The sequence below is a fragment of the Nocardia sp. NPDC004860 genome (genome assembly GCF_040609015.1).
In the GTDB taxonomy this organism is placed as follows: domain Bacteria; phylum Actinomycetota; class Actinomycetes; order Mycobacteriales; family Mycobacteriaceae; genus Nocardia.
In genome coordinates this window covers 54,603-67,455 of record NZ_JBEXJI010000022.1, presented here as the reverse complement: position 1 = coordinate 67,455, position 12,853 = coordinate 54,603, and the positions used below count along the sequence as shown (strand labels likewise).

The following is a 12,853-nucleotide window of genomic DNA, read 5'->3' as shown; positions in this document are numbered from 1 at the left end:
TCAACCCGCCTCGGCGGCGAGTAGTTGCCCGAATGCCAGGCCGCCGTCGTTGGGCGGCAACCGATGAGCGGTCAAGACTCGAAAACCGTTGTCCACCAGCAGTCCACGCGCGGCCGACAGCAGCAGCGCGTTCTGGAACACGCCGCCGGTCAGCACGACCGGGGTGGCTGGGGTGGCGTAGTCGGCCGCGAGGCCCAGGACCAGCCGCGCGACCGCGTCGTGGAAACGCGCCGCGATGATCCCGACCGGGACGCCCGCCCGCACGTCGCCGATCACGGCGCCGATCACCGGGGCGGCGTCGAACACCGACGGACCGTCCCCGTCTCCGGCCCGATCCGGCCTCGCGAACCGGTAGCGATCCGACCCCGGGTCCACCCCGCGCGCATGCCATTCCAGTTCGATCGCGGCCTGCGCTTCGTAGTCGACCTCGAACCGGACCCCGGCCAGTGCCGCGACGGCGTCGAACAGCCGGCCCATGCTCGAGGTCGGCGCGCTGCCCAATCCGGTGTCCAGCTGGTGGGCGAGCACGGCGCGCTCGGCGGGCGGGCACGCGGCCACCGCGGGAAGATCCTCGGTCCATTCGATTCCGGCGGCGCGCAGGTGCGCCAGCGCCATGCGGTAGGGGCGGCGCACGCTCACGTCGCCGCCGGCCAGCGGTACGTAGCGCAGGTGTGCCAGCCGACGGTAGCCCTTGTATCCGGCCGCCAGCACCTCACCGCCCCAGATCGCGCCGTCGGGCCCGAATCCGGTGCCGTCGAAGGCGATTCCGAGGACGGCGGCGGCCGGATCGAGTCCGTGTTCACCCATGACCGCCGCGATGTGCGCGTGATGGTGCTGCACGGTGCGTACTGGCCGCTCGCCCGCCTGTTCCCGGGCCCACGCGGTCGAGCGGTAGCGCGGGTGGGCGTCGGCGGCCAGGACGACCGGTCGCACGCCGGTCAACTCCTCGAGATGGCGTTCGGCGTCGGTGAAGGCGCGCAGCGTCGCCAGATCGTCCATATCGCCGATGTGCTGGCTGAGCCAGGCATAGCGCCCGTCGCCGACGGCACAGGTGTTCTTGAGATCCGCACCCACCGCGAGCGTGGGCTGGACCGGCAGCGGCAGGGCCAGGGGCAGCGGGGCGAAGCCGCGCGAACGACGCAACGGCAGTTCCATGCCGTCGACCACCCGCAGTACCGAATCGTCACAGGGCACCAGGATGGGACGGTCGTGCGCGAGCCAGGCGTCCGCCAGACCCGCCAGCCGGGTCCGGGCATCGGCGTCGTCGTAACAGATGGGTTCGCCACCGAGGTTCGCCGAGGTCATCACCAGCACCCGGGGGCCGGGCGGGTCGCCGGGCAGGCCGAAGAGCAGCAGATGCAGCGGCGTGTAGGCGAGCATCACACCGAGATCGGGGTTGCGCGGGGCGACCGACGGCGCGATGGCGAGTTCCGGGGCGCGCCCGCCGGTTTCGGTACCAGCGGCGCGGGCGGCGCGTGGCAGCAGCACGATGGGCCGGGCGGGCCCGGTCAGCAGTCGGGCGGCCGTCTCGTCGATCTCGGTGATACGCCGTGCCGTATCCAGATCCGCCGTCATGACGGCGAACGGCTTGTCCCCGCGGCGTTTCCGGCGGCGCAGCTCGGCGACTGCCGTCTCGTTGCCGGCATCGCAGGCCAGGTGGTACCCGCCGATGCCCTTGACGGCGAGAATTCGGCCGTCGCGCAACAACTCTCGCGCGGCGGCGACCGGATCACCGGCGCCCGGGCCGGTGTAGGACAACCGGGGACCACAGTCGGGGCAGGCGATGGGCTGCGCGTGGAAGCGCCGGTCGGCGGGATCGGCGTACTCGCCGGCGCACCGCGCGCACATCGGGAAGCCGGCCATGCTGGTGCGATCGCGGTCGTAGGGCAGGCTCGCGATGATGGTGAAGCGGGGACCACAGTTGGTGCAGTTCACGAAGGGGTGCCGGTAGCGCCGGTTGCCCGGATCGCACAGATCGGCGACACACTCGGCGCAGATCGCCACATCGGGTGAGGCCAGTGTGCGCCCGGTCCCGTCCCGGCTGGTCGCGGCGATATGGAAGCCGGTGCCGCCGCGCACCGGAATCTCGCGGCACTCGACGGATTCGACGACCGCCAGCGGCGGCGCATCCGACCGCATCCGCCGCACGAACTCCGCCAGATCCGCTGTCGCGCCCTCGATTTCGATGATCACGCCGCAGCTGTCGTTGGACACCGAGCCGGCCAGCGACAGTTCAGCGGCGGTGGTGTACACGAACGGCCGGAAGCCGACGCCCTGAACCACGCCGCCCACCACCACGCGGCGGCGGCCGCGCGCGGCGCTCATGGCGCGTCTCCCTGGCGCAGCAGCCGCAGCCCGTCCAGGGCCGCGGCCGCGCCGGCCGCGTCGGTCTTCTCCACCGCCAGGCCCATGTGAATGATCACCCAGTCACCGGGCCGGACCGGATCCTGGTCCAGCAGGCCGACATTCACCTTCCGCTGCTCACCGGAAACGTCGACGAGCGCGATCTGGTCGTGATAGCCGTCGAGAATCTCCACGACCAGGCCGGGAATTCCGAGGCACACGGCTCACACCTCCTGCCGGGCGAGTAGTTCGGCCAGCACGCCGCCGATCGCGGCGACCGCGGCGGGCACGGCGGCGGCGACCACGTCGGTCAGTCCCATACGCTCGTCGACCGAGCACACCTGGCAGCCCACCACGACCGTCGGCGGCACCGCGCCACCGAGTGCGCGCACGGTCTCGAACACGGCCTCCGGGTGCATGGCGTGCCCGTCGAATCCGGCAGCGCCGCCGCCGGATTCGGCACGGAAGACCTCCACGCGTCCCGGTTCGCCGCGATCGGGGATCGCGTCCACCAGCACCAGCGCGTCCCATCCGTCGAGCAGGTCGTAGGCCAGGTGCAGGCCCCGGATGCCGTAGTCGGTGACGCGCACGCCGGGGTCGCGGTCCGGCGGCAGCCGCCGGACCACCTCGGATCCGAATCCGTCGTCGCCGAGGAACATATTGCCGATCCCGGCGACCAGTACCCGTGTCGTGCGATCACCCGCTCACATGTGCCGTATCCGGAAGTACCTGCGGATATCGGGGATGGACACAAGGCCCACAGCGACCGCGAACAACGCGGCCAGGGCGACGATCACTATCGCGACCACTCCTACCGTTGCCATCTCCGGCCCTTCCTTTCACTCGGGCGAGCCGTCCAGCGGCTCGATCTCATCGGGGGCGAAATACAGGTAGCGCCCGTACCATTCGTGCAATTCGGCCGCGGGGTCGTCCTCGGCGACCACGCCGACGTGCACCCCGCCGTCCACGTCCTCGTGCACCGTGACCACCCTGGCGGTGCGGCCGGCGTAGAACAGGTCCTGCGCGTCGGCGCGGCGCCCGGGATGCAACCGCACCCGGCTGCCCTTGCGCACCAGCACCCCGGCCACCGCCACCGCGTCGGTGTCGGGCGCAACGGCACTGTCGGCCAACGGATCCCACCAGTCGACGCCGTCGGCCAGCGTGGGCAGCACCCGTGGGGACGGGTCCTCCCGCAGCACTCCGTGCAGGGATCCCATTCGCTCGGCGTCGAGGCGCTCGCAGCGATCGATGATCTCGGCGGCGAGCGGGTCGGTGGCGCGGGCCTCGCGCTTCTCGTCGTCGGTCATGGTCAGCACGCGCAGCGCCAGGATCTCGTCGATCTCGGTGGAGTCGAACAGCGGGCCCTGGCTCTGCGGGGCGATCTCGGGATGGTCGTAGAGGATGATCGGGGAGACCAGCAGCAGCTCGTGCTGGCCGGGCGGGCCCGCCAGCACCGGGAAACAGCGATGGTGGCAACAGCTTTCGACGACGTCCTCGGCGTCGGGAGGCGGATCGGTGAGCGAATGGAACCGCCCGCCGTCGAGCTCGACGATCAGGTGCGCGCCCAGCAGCGAGCGGGCCAGCGCGTCATCGGGGTCGGTGGCCGCCGTGCCGGTGTTGCGCAGGACGATGCTCACCCGGCGGTAGCCGCCGACGTCGTCCACCGACATTTCGAGTTCGCCGCGCAGCGGTTCCCGGGTGCGCTGCAACGTGCCGACCACGCCGCCGGCGTCGTCAGTGATCGCCGCACTCTCCTCGGCGGCGGGGACCGTGAACGGAAAAACGCCGTCCGCCAGCGGCATCGGGCCGATGTCGTGCTCGTGTTCGACGGCCTCGTCCCAGCTCAGCCAGGACCGACCGGCGGCATGGAGTTCCGCGACGGCGGTGCCGTCCGGGCTCCGGACCGTGCGCCGCTGCCGGTGCAGGAACCGCACCGCGACACTGATCCGCGCCGGCTCGCCGGCCGTGACCGGGAACTGCGTCGCGAGCTCGGAATCCTCGCCCAGCCCGTCGGCGGCCGCCCGCTCGGGTCCGAGCACACCGAACTGCCAGCGGCACACGTTCTTCCGGGCGCTCGCCCGGTACGGGTACAGCAGGTACCCCTCGTAGAGCACCGCGTCGGCCACCGCGCGCGCCGCTGCCCGGGCGGCGACATCGGCGCTCATCACGCACCCCCCGCGGCGAGCAACTCGCGCACCGCCTGGTCGTAGCCGAGCAGGCCGCGACCGGATTTGAAGGCGGACAGCGCATCCAGCGTCTCCCGCGACAACCGCACCCAGCCCGTGTCCGGGAAGTGCGCGGCCATCAGATCCTGCCACACCGACACCGGCATGTTGAACCGGTCGTCGCGGTCCCACGGCACCTGCTGCACCGCGAAACCGGTTTCGCCCCTGATGAACACGGTGCCACTGAACAGGAACGACAGCGGTACCGTGCCGTCGCGCAGCGCGTGCAGGTACTTCGAACCCGCGACTTCGAGGTCGTAGGTGCACAGCATCGGCAGATCCACCTCGGTGCCACCGCTGGCGAAGCCGGGAACCATTGTCGCGCAATGCATCCACAGAAACGAGCGTTGGGTGTCCGACCAGCGCTCGCGGGGACCGAACAGATCGGTCAGGCCCGCGGCCTCCTCGTCGGTGTAGGAGCGCCGGTTCGGGTCGATACGCACCTGTGCGCGCAAGGCGATGGCGTGCACGGGCTCCTCGGACAGCGCGGCGATACCGATCCGCGCCGACAGGGTCGGCGTCACGGCATACGGTTCGGGCCGGATACCCAGGACCGCGAAGGTGATCGAGTACGCCGGGCTCACGACGTGCCTCCCACCACGCGGGCCCGCGCGGTCATGGCGGCGAGGAATTCCTCGATGTAGCGCCGAGCTTCCTGCCCGCCGTCGAATCCGCGCCACAGCAACCGCATCCGCCCGACGAATTCGTAGCAGGCGTCGATCGGCAACAGCAGGCAGGTCGGCGTGCCGCCGCGCTCGGGCAGGTGGATCAGTACCGCCTCGACATCGTCGTCGGCCTGTGCGAGCTCGGGATGCCGGTCCAGGATCGCGCTCCACTGGTCCATCGGCAGTTCGGATTCGGTGGCACCGGCCGGGCCGGGATAGAACGCCACCGTGCGCCCGAGCGTGGAGTTGCGGAAGAAGAAGGCCAGGCCGACCGGAATCTGGAGCGCGTCCCACTCCCCCGGGCCGATGCTGACCCCGGGGAAGGCCAGGCAGCGATCCGGGACCGCGCGATACCGCAGGTTCGCGGTGCGGTCGGTGAACAGCAGATAACAGGCTCGGCAGACGCACATGAGTTGTCTGCCTTCGACATTCACGACGTGGCTGTGCGCCTCGGCGATGGCTTCACCGCACATCTCACAGCGCTCCCCGGCCGGCGCCGGGGCGGGCCGGGACGTCGCGAGCCTGCGCAGCACGCCGAAGGCGGGATTCATCCGGCCGCCTCCATCGGCACCGCCACCTGCGGTGTGCCCGAACGGATCAGGACCGGGAGCGGTTCCAGATGACCGTCGCCGTCCAGGCGCGCGCCCGCGTGCACGACGTCGAAGTGGGCCCGGCAGACCGGGCAGCGCAGCACGGCCGCGCCGGCCCCGAACCCGGCCCGGCGATGCAGCGCCGCTCCCGCCATCGAATTCCCGCACGACGGACAGTGATCGCGGTAGACGAACAGCTCCTCGCCGACCCGGCAGGCCACGACGGCCGCGCCGGCCAGCGCGAAGCCGCCCACCTCACCCGCGCCGAGCTGTGCCAGCTCGGGCGCCCCGATCCAGGTTCCGCCGTGCTCGCCGTTGGCGTGGACGCGGGCCAGCAGCGACTCGGCCGGAATCACGCCGGCATTCGAATCCGGTTCGGACGCAACCACTTCGATGGTCTCGATCTCCGGCGCGGCGGCACGCACCGCATCCTCCACCGCCAGCTCCAGGGTCACCCCGGAGGACGGGCAACTGCGGCAGCTACCGGTGAAGGCCAGCCGCAGCACGCCGTCGGTCACCGCCACCACCGTCACGTCGCCACCGTGCGAGCCCAGGTACGGGCGCACGTCATCCAGCGCCGCACGCACGCGGGTGAGCGTGTCGTGCGGGTGCAGTCCGTGTACCAGCAGCAGGCTGGCGACCAGGTCGTCGGCCGCCAGCCGTTCGACGGTCTCGGGATCGAGCTGCCGGATGGTCCGCTCGAGTCCCGCACCGTACAGGCCGACGATCTCACCGACCAGTTCCTCGGCGCGCTCCCGCGCCACGGGCCCGGCGGCGGAAATCGCACCCAGCAGGGTGTCGATCCGCTCGCCGGCCTCGCGCCAGCGATCGGTGTCCGCGGCCTGAGCGCGGTGGTCCTCGGATCGGTCGTTCACCGCGCTCGCCTCCCGGTACCGGCTCGACCGCTACTCAGCGGTCAGCGCCTGGGTGGGTGAGTGGAGCAGGTCCAGGGACTTGCCACCACCCAGGTACATGTGCACACCGCAGGGCAGGCAGGGATCGAAACTGCGGACGGTGCGCATGATGTCGATGCCCTTGAAGTGCTCCCGATCGTTCTCCTCGAAGATCGGCTGTCCCTGCACCGCGTCCTCGTACGGTCCCGGGGTTCCGAAACTGTCGCGCGGGCTGGCGTTCCAGGGTGTGGGCGGATACGGATGGTAGTTGGCGATCTTGCCGTCCCGGATCACCATGTGGTGCGACAGCACACCGCGCACGGCCTCGGTGAAACCGCAGCCGATGCTCTCGTCCGGCACCTCGAAATGCTCCCAGGTCTTGGTCCGCCCGGCCCGGATCTCCTCGAGCGCCTTCTCCGCGAAGTGCAGCGCGCACGCCGCGGCATAGGCCTGGAAGTAGGTGCGGGCGCGGTTGCGCTCGATGGTGTTGCTGCCGAAAGCCGGTATCGTCCACTCCAATTCGACCGGACCCTTGAGCGCCGTCTTGGGCAGATTGATCTGCACGCTGTGGCCGGTCGACTTCACATAGCCGATATCGACCATCCCCGCCAGGGCGGTGGACCACAGTCGCGCCAGCGGTCCGCCACCGGTGTCGAGGGCGAGATGTTCCTTGCCGTCGAACCAGCGTGGCGACATCACCCAGCTGTACTTGTCCTCCAGGTCGCGCTTCTGCGGGCTGGGGTTGGTGTGCTGATTCCAGGGGTGGCGGCGGTCTATCGGATTGCCCAGCGGATCGGTCTTGACGAACATCTCCTGGTCGGTCCAGTCCTCGTAATACGAGCTGCCCAAGAGGATTCGGAGACCGAGATTGATGTCCAGCAGCGAGTGGGTGATCAGTTTCCCGTCCACCACGACGCCGGGGGTCACGAACATCGCGTTGCCCCAGTTCTCCATGTCCTTGTAGTTGAAGTTGCACACCTCCGGATCCTGGAAAGAGCCCCAGCAGCCCAGCAGCGTGCGCCGCAGGCCGACCCGGTTGTATCCGGGCAGCGCCGCGTAGAAGAAGTCGAACAGGTCGTCGTGCATGGGGACGACCTTCTTCATGAACTCGACGTAGCGCATGAGCCGGGTCATGTAGTCGGTCATCAGCTGGATGGTGGCGACCGTGCCGACCCCGCCGGGGTACAGCGTCGACGGGTGCACGTGGCGGCCCTCCATGAGGCAGAACATCTCTCGCGTGTAGCGGCTGACCTGCAGCGCCTCGCGATAGAACTCGCCGGTGAAGGGGTTGAGCGCGCGCATGATGTCGGCGACGGTGCGGTAGCCGTGCGCCTGCGCGTGCGGCGCCTCGGTCTTCTCGGCCAGCGCCAGCACGCCCGGGTTGGTCTCGGAGACCATCTTCTCGCAGAAGTCCACGCCGACCAGGTTCTCCTGGAAGATGTTGTGGTCGAACATGTACTCGGCGGCCTCACCCAGATTGACGATCCACTCGCCCAGATTCGGCGGCTTCACCCCGTAGGCCATGTTCTGGCAGTAGCACGAACAGGTGGCGTGGTTGTCGCCGCAGATGCCGCAGATGCGGCTGGTGATGAAGTGCGCGTCACGAGGATCCTTGCCGCGCATGAAGATCGAGTAACCGCGGAAGATCGAGGAGGTGCTGTGGCACTCGACCACCTCCCGGTTCTCGAAATCGATCTTGGTGTAGATGCCCAGACTCCCGACGATGCGGGTGATCGGATCCCAGGCCATCTCGACGAGGGCATCCGGTTGGATCGTGCGGTGCGAGGGCTCGGGAATGATCTCGGTCATCGGATTGCCTTCCCTACCAGGTCCGGACCGCGCCGGAATCCAGTTTGTCTCCCTTGTGCCGCCAGCTCGGCTCCTTGTCCACGGTGCGGCCGGTGATGTGCCGCAGACTGCGAATCACCGAGCCGTACAAACCCGACGCGGTGGAGGAGAACTTGCCGCCCGGCGGCGGGTCCATGAAGGGCATGAACTTGTCCGGGAATCCGGGCATGGTGCAACCGATACAGATACCACCGACATTCGGGCAACCGCCGACGCCGTTTATCCAACCGCGTTTGGGCACATTGCATTTCACGACCGGGCCCCAGCACCCCAATTTCACGATGCATTTCGGCGAGCCGTATTCGGTGGCGAAATCCCCTTGCTCGTAATAGCCTGCGCGATCGCACCCCTCGTGCACCGTCGCACCGAAAAGCCATTTGGGGCGCAACGCCTCGTCGAGCGGGATCATCGGGGCCTGGCCGGTGGCCATGTAGAGCAGGTAGGTCAGGGTCTCGGAGAGATTGTCGGGCTGGATCGGGCAACCCGGCACGCACACGATGGGGATGCCGGCCTTGCTCTTCCACTCCCAGCCCAGGTAGTCGGGGACGCCCATGGCGCCGGTCGGATTGCCGGCCATGGCGTGGATGCCGCCGTAGGTCGCGCAGGTGCCGGCCGCGACCACCGCGGTCGCCTTCGGGGCCAGCCGATCGACCCATTCGCTGGTGGTCATGGGCTGGTTGGTCTCGGGATTGTTGCCGAATCCGCACCAGTAGCCCTCGACGTGCAAACGCTCGTTCGGGATCGACCCCTCGACGACCAGGACGAAGGGTTCGAGCTCGCCACGATCGGCCTTGAAGAACCATTCGAGGAAGTCGTCGGCTCCCCCGGTCGGGCCACATTCGTAATCGATGAGTGGCCAATGAACGGCGATCTTGGGCAGGCCAGGCAGGGATCCGAGAGCTATCTCCTCGACACTGGGCTGGGTGGCGGCAGTCAGGGCCACCGAGTCGCCATCACAACTGAGTCCCGCGTTGATCCAGAGAACGTGGATCAGCGTCTGCTCCGCATTGACTGCTTCTTTAGTCGGCATGGAGAGGTGCCACCCTTCGAAGCGAAAAGCCAGGGGGTCGGGCGTCGCCGCTTTCTCGAAAACGACCGGCCGGTATGTGAGCCTGATCACGTAAGTTTAGGCTCGGCCAGAGACCGCCTCAAGAGTTCACCGAGCGGGCACGCGCTGAGCGGACAGCCACTCGTACCACTGCGCCAGACCCGCCCCGGTGGACGCCGAGATCTCCAGGATTCGGACTCCGGGATTCACCGATCGCGCGAACTCACCGAAGCGGCCCGGGTCGAAGTCGACGTAGGGCAACAGGTCGATCTTGTTGATCAGCACCAGGGTCGCCACCGAGAACATGTGCGGATACTTCAGCGGCTTGTCGGTGCCCTCGGTCACCGAGATCACCACGACCTTGCCGCTCTCGCCCAGATCGAACAGCGCCGGGCACACCAGGTTTCCGACGTTCTCGATGAACAGCAGGCTGCCGGACTCCGGCGCGAGCAGGTCGAGGGCGCGCCGGGTCATGGCCGCGTCCAGGTGACAGCCGGCACCGGTATTGATCTGTGCCACCTTGCATCCCGTGGCCATGATCCGCTCGGCGTCGAGCAGGGTCTCCTGATCCCCCTCGATGACGGCGATCGGTGCTCCACCGAGTTCACGAATGGTGCGCACCAGCAGCGTGGTCTTTCCCGCGCCCGGCGAGCTCGTCATATTGAGCGCGAGGATGTCGCGTTCGGCGAGCCAGGCCCGGTTCTCCTGTGCCAGCCGGTCGTTCTTGGCCAGGACCTGCTGTTCCAGCGTCACGGTCTCGGTGATCGGCAGGTGCACGTGGTCACCGCCGTGTTCGTGGCCGGCATGGTCGTGCCCGGGGTGCCCATGGTCGTGATGGGTGTGGTCGTCATGGACGTGGCCGTGATGGTCATGGTCTTCGCCCGGGTCGTGCGGGTGGGGGACGGTGATCAGTCCGCCCGTCTCGCCACCGCATCCGCAGGTAGCACACATGGGTCGCTCACCTCCATGGATCGGATTCGCAACTCCCGCCCGGCGGTCACCTCGACATCCGCACTGCCGCAACGGCACAGCAGCACAGGATCGGGCAGGACGAAGTCCCGGCCGCAGGCCCGGCACCGGGCCATGCCGGGAATGAGATGGATGTCCAGACGTGCGCCCGACGCGACGGTTCCCTCGGCGGCCAGATCGAAGCAGAATCGCAGGGCGTCGGGGACGACGGCACAGAGTGCGCCGATCTCGAGCGTCACGCTATGGACGGTGCGGCCGGCCGCGTGTTCGCCGACGGCATCGATGACACTCTGGGTAATCGCCATCTCGTGCACAACGACTCGTCTCGTCGAGAAGAACCCCTACCGAGAAGGACCCCTCTCAAGCTACTCCCGAGCCGCTCCCCGCACACCACCTCACCCCTGCGGTTCATTCCCCGGCGTCAGGTTGCCGCGCGGTGGTCCATTTTTCCTCGAGGCCACCGTAGTGCCAGGTCAGCAGGGCAATGGCCCAGGTGAGGACGAACAGGCCGACCACCAGGAAACCGACCACGTCGAGGTCGAGTCCGCCGACCCAGTCCCAGACGCCGCCGGTCCAGCCCAATTGGCCGGCGAGCAGGCCGAGCAGCTCGATGGTGCCGATGATCAGGGCGACCGCGACCGACAGCGCCGTGACGGTGATGTTGTAGTAGACCCTGCGCACGGGTTTGGCGAAGGCCCACCCGTAGGCGAAGTTCATGAAGCCGCCGTCGATGGTGTCGAGCAGGCTCATGCCGGCGGCGAACAGAATCGGCAGACACAGGATCGCGTACCAGGGCAGGCCCACCGCCGCGCCGGTGCCGGCCAATACCAGCAGCGCGACCTCGGTGGCGGTGTCGAAGCCGAGACCGAACAGCAGCCCGATCGGATACATCTGCCAGGGCTTGGTCACCGACCTCGTCACCGGCCCGAGCAGCCGATTCACCAGGCCGCGCTGCGCCAGCTGCTGCTCCAGCTCGGCCTCGTCGTGGCCGCCGCCGCGCATGCGCCCGAAGACCCGCAGAATACCCACCAGCACAACGAGATTCAGGATCGCGATGAGATAGAGGAACGTCCCGGACACCGTCGTGCCGATCAGTCCGGTGTAGTGGTGCAGGGCCGAGGAGTCGTTCTCGATCGGCCCGGCGACGACCCGCACGCCCAGCGAGAGCAGCAGGGCCAGCACGAAGACGACCGTGGAATGTCCGAGGGAGAAGAAGAAACCCACCGACAGCGGACGTTGCCCATCGTGCATGAGCTTGCGAGTGGTGTTGTCGATGGCGGCGATGTGGTCGGCGTCGAACGCATGCCGCATACCCAGGGTGTACGCGGTCAGGCCGACTCCGATGCCGAGGGTGCGGTCACCGACGCTGAGATGCTGCGGGACGACGAGCGCGACCAGCGTGAACCAGCCCAGCACATGCAGGCCGACGATCACCCCGGCCATCGCCACCATGTGCAGCGATTCCGGCCGGGTCAGTGCCAGGGGCTTCGGCAACGCGCGAAAGGGCCTGCGCTGCTGCGTTGTTGATGCCACGATCTGCCAATCGACGCACACCGAACTCTCTGACGGTAAACCCGCGCTCGCCGGTGCTGCAACCGATTGTTCGCGTACCGCGGGGTGCGGCCCGGAAACCGCCGGGGGTCATTGCTCAGGTACTCGCTCGTGGGCGGTGAGCAGCAGGTGGTCGAAGTGGGTGCGAATCGGCTTCGCCGCGTCCGCCAGAGCTTGCAGGTCCTCCATCAATTGCGCGGCCAGCGCGCGCAGCTTGGTGTTGGTCTCCTGCGATCGCCAGGCGAGCACCCGGAACGCCGCCTCGGCGCTGACACCGTAGACCAGCATGATCGCCCCCTTGGCCTGCTCGATCACCGCACGCGCGGCGTACAGCTCGGGCAGGCTGTCGTCGAGGGCCTCCTGACGGTGCTCAGCGAGCGCATCGGTCACGTCGATGTAGAACCCGGCCGATCCGACAACCCGATCCTGGCCGTCGACCATCTGCTCACCGACCACGATCACGTCGTGCACGTTCCCGCCGGTATCGATGATGCGGTGGCGGCTCGAGAACGGCAGCGCATCGTTCACCGAACGCGCGATCATGCTCGCGACCTGGGCACGATCCTCGGGATGCTTGTGCGAGAGCAGCAGATCAGTGGTCGGCGACACCGCGCCCGGCCGGTAGCCGTGCATCACCGCCACCTCATCGGACCACTCCCACCGCTGGTCACCGAACCAGAAGCGAAAACTACCGACGCTCTGTGGGCGACCGGCGCCCATT

13 protein-coding genes are annotated in these 12,853 nt (G+C 68.5%); all 13 read right to left on the bottom strand.

The window, feature by feature from the left end; all coding sequences use genetic code 11:
• The 13 genes from hypF to ABZV44_RS31425 all read right to left on the bottom strand — a co-directional run bounded on the left by hypF (nucleotide 1) and on the right by ABZV44_RS31425 (nucleotide 12,852).
• Complete coding sequence (gene hypF / locus ABZV44_RS31485; RefSeq protein WP_354844188.1) at nucleotides 1-2,325, bottom strand: carbamoyltransferase HypF; 2,325 nt, start codon at nucleotides 2,323-2,325, stop codon at nucleotides 1-3.
• The gene (locus ABZV44_RS31480) at nucleotides 2,322-2,564 is read right to left on the bottom strand and encodes a HypC/HybG/HupF family hydrogenase formation chaperone (protein WP_354844185.1); all 243 of its coding nucleotides are present in this window, start codon (nucleotides 2,562-2,564) and stop codon (nucleotides 2,322-2,324) included. Before ABZV44_RS31480 ends, hypF begins: the two co-directional genes overlap by 4 nt.
• Before the next feature lie 3 nt (nucleotides 2,565-2,567).
• Complete coding sequence (locus ABZV44_RS31475; protein ID WP_354844476.1) at nucleotides 2,568-3,023, bottom strand: hydrogenase maturation protease; 456 nt, start codon at nucleotides 3,021-3,023, stop codon at nucleotides 2,568-2,570.
• 159 nt (nucleotides 3,024-3,182) lie between these two features.
• Nucleotides 3,183-4,508: a hypothetical protein gene (locus tag ABZV44_RS31470; protein ID WP_354844182.1), complete on the bottom strand. Its 1,326-nt coding sequence runs from the start codon at nucleotides 4,506-4,508 to the stop codon at nucleotides 3,183-3,185.
• On the bottom strand, nucleotides 4,508-5,152 hold the full coding sequence (locus ABZV44_RS31465) for a DUF6084 family protein (protein WP_354844179.1): 645 nt from the start codon (nucleotides 5,150-5,152) through the stop codon (nucleotides 4,508-4,510). Before ABZV44_RS31465 ends, ABZV44_RS31470 begins: the two co-directional genes overlap by 1 nt.
• Nucleotides 5,149-5,784 carry a DUF5947 family protein gene (locus tag ABZV44_RS31460; protein WP_354844177.1) on the bottom strand — a complete coding sequence of 212 codons (636 nt, stop codon included), beginning with the start codon at nucleotides 5,782-5,784 and terminating at the stop codon, nucleotides 5,149-5,151. The genes ABZV44_RS31465 and ABZV44_RS31460 overlap by 4 nt, the downstream gene beginning before the upstream one ends.
• Nucleotides 5,781-6,698: a NifU family protein gene (locus ABZV44_RS31455; protein WP_354844174.1), complete on the bottom strand. Its 918-nt coding sequence runs from the start codon at nucleotides 6,696-6,698 to the stop codon at nucleotides 5,781-5,783. Before ABZV44_RS31455 ends, ABZV44_RS31460 begins: the two co-directional genes overlap by 4 nt.
• 30 nt (nucleotides 6,699-6,728) lie before the next feature.
• Nucleotides 6,729-8,525, bottom strand: coding sequence for a nickel-dependent hydrogenase large subunit (locus ABZV44_RS31450; RefSeq protein WP_354844171.1), 1,797 nt, complete (start codon nucleotides 8,523-8,525; stop codon nucleotides 6,729-6,731).
• A 13-nt stretch (nucleotides 8,526-8,538) separates the two neighbouring features.
• The gene (locus ABZV44_RS31445; RefSeq protein ID WP_354844168.1) at nucleotides 8,539-9,594 is read right to left on the bottom strand and encodes a hydrogenase expression protein HypE; all 1,056 of its coding nucleotides are present in this window, start codon (nucleotides 9,592-9,594) and stop codon (nucleotides 8,539-8,541) included.
• A gap of 126 nt (nucleotides 9,595-9,720) precedes the next feature.
• A complete protein-coding gene (hypB, locus tag ABZV44_RS31440) occupies nucleotides 9,721-10,563 on the bottom strand; it encodes a hydrogenase nickel incorporation protein HypB (protein WP_354844165.1) in 843 nt (280 codons plus the stop codon).
• A complete protein-coding gene (locus tag ABZV44_RS31435; RefSeq protein WP_354844163.1) occupies nucleotides 10,521-10,895 on the bottom strand; it encodes a hydrogenase maturation nickel metallochaperone HypA in 375 nt (124 codons plus the stop codon). Before ABZV44_RS31435 ends, hypB begins: the two co-directional genes overlap by 43 nt.
• Before the next feature lie 94 nt (nucleotides 10,896-10,989).
• The gene (locus tag ABZV44_RS31430) at nucleotides 10,990-12,063 is read right to left on the bottom strand and encodes a HoxN/HupN/NixA family nickel/cobalt transporter (RefSeq protein WP_354844473.1); all 1,074 of its coding nucleotides are present in this window, start codon (nucleotides 12,061-12,063) and stop codon (nucleotides 10,990-10,992) included.
• A 159-nt stretch (nucleotides 12,064-12,222) separates the two neighbouring features.
• Nucleotides 12,223-12,852 (bottom strand): PAS and ANTAR domain-containing protein, encoded by a 630-nt coding sequence (locus ABZV44_RS31425; protein WP_354844470.1) that lies wholly within the window; start codon nucleotides 12,850-12,852, stop codon nucleotides 12,223-12,225.
• Nucleotide 12,853 lies beyond the last annotated feature (1 nt).

Coding starts and splice junctions, on each gene's coding strand:
- hypF (WP_354844188.1), bottom strand. CDS start 2,325: ATGAGCGCCGCGCGCGGCCGCCGCCGCGTGGTGGTGGGCGGCGTGGTT.
- ABZV44_RS31470 (WP_354844182.1), bottom strand. CDS start 4,508: ATGAGCGCCGATGTCGCCGCCCGGGCAGCGGCGCGCGCGGTGGCCGAC.
- ABZV44_RS31460 (WP_354844177.1), bottom strand. CDS start 5,784: ATGAATCCCGCCTTCGGCGTGCTGCGCAGGCTCGCGACGTCCCGGCCC.
- ABZV44_RS31450 (WP_354844171.1), bottom strand. CDS start 8,525: ATGACCGAGATCATTCCCGAGCCCTCGCACCGCACGATCCAACCGGAT.
- ABZV44_RS31445 (WP_354844168.1), bottom strand. CDS start 9,594: ATGCCGACTAAAGAAGCAGTCAATGCGGAGCAGACGCTGATCCACGTT.
- hypB (WP_354844165.1), bottom strand. CDS start 10,563: ATGTGTGCTACCTGCGGATGCGGTGGCGAGACGGGCGGACTGATCACC.
- ABZV44_RS31425 (WP_354844470.1), bottom strand. CDS start 12,852: ATGGGCGCCGGTCGCCCACAGAGCGTCGGTAGTTTTCGCTTCTGGTTC.